Annotated in this window: 3 protein-coding genes; all 3 read right to left on the reverse strand. The window is 41.1% G+C overall.

Annotated features, from left to right (window positions below; genetic code table 11):
• The coding region (cobA, locus tag NZ896_06745; protein MCS7117141.1) for a uroporphyrinogen-III C-methyltransferase at positions 1 to 550 on the reverse strand (550 nt) is incomplete at its 3' end.
• Positions 537 to 1,472, reverse strand: coding sequence for a hydroxymethylbilane synthase (gene hemC, locus NZ896_06750; protein ID MCS7117142.1), 936 nt, complete (start codon positions 1,470 to 1,472; stop codon positions 537 to 539). The genes cobA and hemC, both read right to left, overlap by 14 nt.
• On the reverse strand, positions 1,469 to 2,753 hold a 1,285-nt coding region (gene hemL, locus NZ896_06755), incomplete at its 5' end, for a glutamate-1-semialdehyde 2,1-aminomutase (GenBank protein MCS7117143.1). The genes hemC and hemL, both read right to left, overlap by 4 nt.

The following is a 2,753-nucleotide window of genomic DNA, read 5'->3' on the forward strand; positions in this document are numbered from 1 at the left end:
ACGCCGCATCGATTATTCTCTCAAGGTTTGATACACCCATCAATATGATCGTCGTATCGACCCCTTTAAAGACGGGTATCAGATAATCTAAATTCTCATAATCCTCCTTTCTATGACCTGTGACTATCGCTAACGTTGATGAGTAATCTCTATGGGTGATGGGTATTCGAGCATAAGCTGCGGCCGCCAATGCCGAAGTTACTCCCGGAATTATTTCATAAGGTATTCCAGCTTCTTTTAATGCTTCGCACTCTTCTGCACCCCTCCCAAAGAGCATCGGATCGCCATTCTTCAATCTAACGACGATTTTATACTGTTTAGCCTTTTCAATCAATAACTCATTGATCCGTTCTTGCTTCCAACTCTCTCCCTTCTCTTTCCCTACACATATCAATTCTTTAGCTCTTCGTGTATAGTTTAAAGTATCCACATTTACCAATCTATCGTAAATTACTACGTCTGCCTTTCGCAATACTTTAAGACCCTTAAGGGTGATGAGCTCCGGATCTCCAGGCCCGGCTCCAACCAAATATACTTTACCTACGCTCACTTAACTTATTCAACCTCCACTCTTTTAATACCCTCTCGCCACCCTTTTCTCTAAAGACCTTGACGACGTAAGAAGTTACTTGTGATATATCATGTCCACTTACAGATTCGTTGATTAAAACCTTCCTCTGGTAGTCGATCGAAACCGTCGATACTATAACGTTCACTCTATCTAAATTTAAATTAACGTAAACTCCCAAAGGTGTTTTGCAACCTACATCGAGCATCGAAATTATTTCGCGCTCCATCAAGACTTCAAATCGAGACTTTTCATCATCGATCGATCTTAAAATCTTTAGTATTTCATCATCCTGCTTTCTTGCTACTACTGCGAGTGCTCCTTGGCCTGCAGCGGGTGTAAAATCTTCAATATTCAATCTTTGATAATTTACTTCTTCATTCAACCGCTCTATGGCAACTTCTGCCAGTATCAAACCATCGACAACACCCTCTCTCATCTTTTTTAACCTACTCTCCACATTCCCCCTTATAGGAAAGACTTCCAGATCTTTTCTAACGAATTTGACAAAAGCCTCCCTTCTGAGGCTACTGGTTCCGATGCGGCTTTTATCGGGCAGATCCTCGATATTTTTAGCGATATTCGATACAAATACATCGTAGGGGCTTCGGCGTGGCGGTACGGCCGCTATTACGATATCATCGAAGGTCTTTGTTGGATAATCCTTCATACTATGAACTGCAAAATCTATATCATGTTTGAGAAGGGCTAGGTCTATCTCCCTTTCAAATATTCCCTTTTGCGGAATTTTGTACAACGGTGTCTCTAAATCAAGATCCCCCTTAGTTTTGATTATCTTAACATCGAATTCTATATCTGGGAAATTCTCCATGAGTCTATCCAATACCTCTTTCGTTTGAATCAACGATAATTTACTACCCCGAGTACCTACTACCAGTTTCATCTTTTCAATGCCGATAAAGATTCTTTAATCGCACCTATCGTCTTCTCTATATCTTCATCTGTATGTGATGCTGAGAGGAAGCATGTTTCAAATTGGCTAGGTGGAAGAAATACCCCATTATTGAGCATATTTAAGAAGTATTCCTTGAACCAATTCAAATTGGATCTTTGAACATCCTCATAGCTAAAGATACTTTCATGCGCTCCTTGTATGAAGAATATTTGGAACATCGATTCGATATGATTTACCGTTAAAGGTAATTTCATCTCCTCGATAAACTCTTTAATCTCCTTACATAATCTATCAACTTTCATCCTCATCTCACAGTATATTTGAGGATTTTCTTCGAGTATATCAAGTACTGTAAGGGCTGCAGTAGTAGATAATGGATTGCCGCTATACGTTCCAGCCTGATAAACTTTACCGATCGGTGACAGATTCTTCATAATATCTTCCCTTCCACCAAAAGCTGAGATAGGTAAGCCCCCACCTAACACCTTACCCAACGTTGTTAAATCAGCCTCGATTTCATAGTACTCTTGTGCTCCACCCAGTGCGAGTCTGAAGCCCGTTACAACTTCATCGAATATTAGAATAGCGTCTGAATAATCAGCCAGTTCTCTTAGAGAGAGTAAAAAATCTCTCCTAGGCTTGATCAAGCCCGCATTCGCCATTACTGGCTCTACGATTATCGCTGCAAGGTCGTCCTTATTCTCTCTAACGACTTTCTCCGTCAATTCTATATCGTTGAATCTTGAAATCAACGTGTGTTTGGCAAGATCTTCTAAAACACCCAAGCTCGATGGTACGCCGAATGTCAGTGCACCCGAGCCAGCTTTGACCAATACAGAGTCGTGTGATCCATGGTAGCACCCTTCAAACTTTAGTATCTTTTTCCTATTGGTATAACCCCTCGCAAGCCTTATTGCATGTAAAGTCGCCTCTAAACCACTATTGACCAATCTAACCATTTCGATCGATCTATAGAATCTTTTGATCTTCTCCGCCAATAACACTTCTTTCTCCGTCGGTGCACAGTATAAAAAACCATCTTCTAAGGTGTCCTTCAACCTTTGAACGAGCTTTGGAGGAGAGTGACCCAACAGTAATGCTCCATAACCCATTACGTAATCTACGTATGAGTTGCCATCTACATCGTATATCTTAGAACCTTCAGCCCTCTTAACGAAGAATGGGTATGGCTCATAGGCCCTAACGGGGCTGTTAACACCACCCGGTATGAGCTTCTTCGCCCTCTGATAAAGTTCATTAGAATAAGCC

The organism is Nitrososphaerales archaeon, assembly GCA_025058425.1.
Taxonomy (GTDB): Archaea; Thermoproteota; Nitrososphaeria; order Nitrososphaerales; family JANXEG01; genus JANXEG01.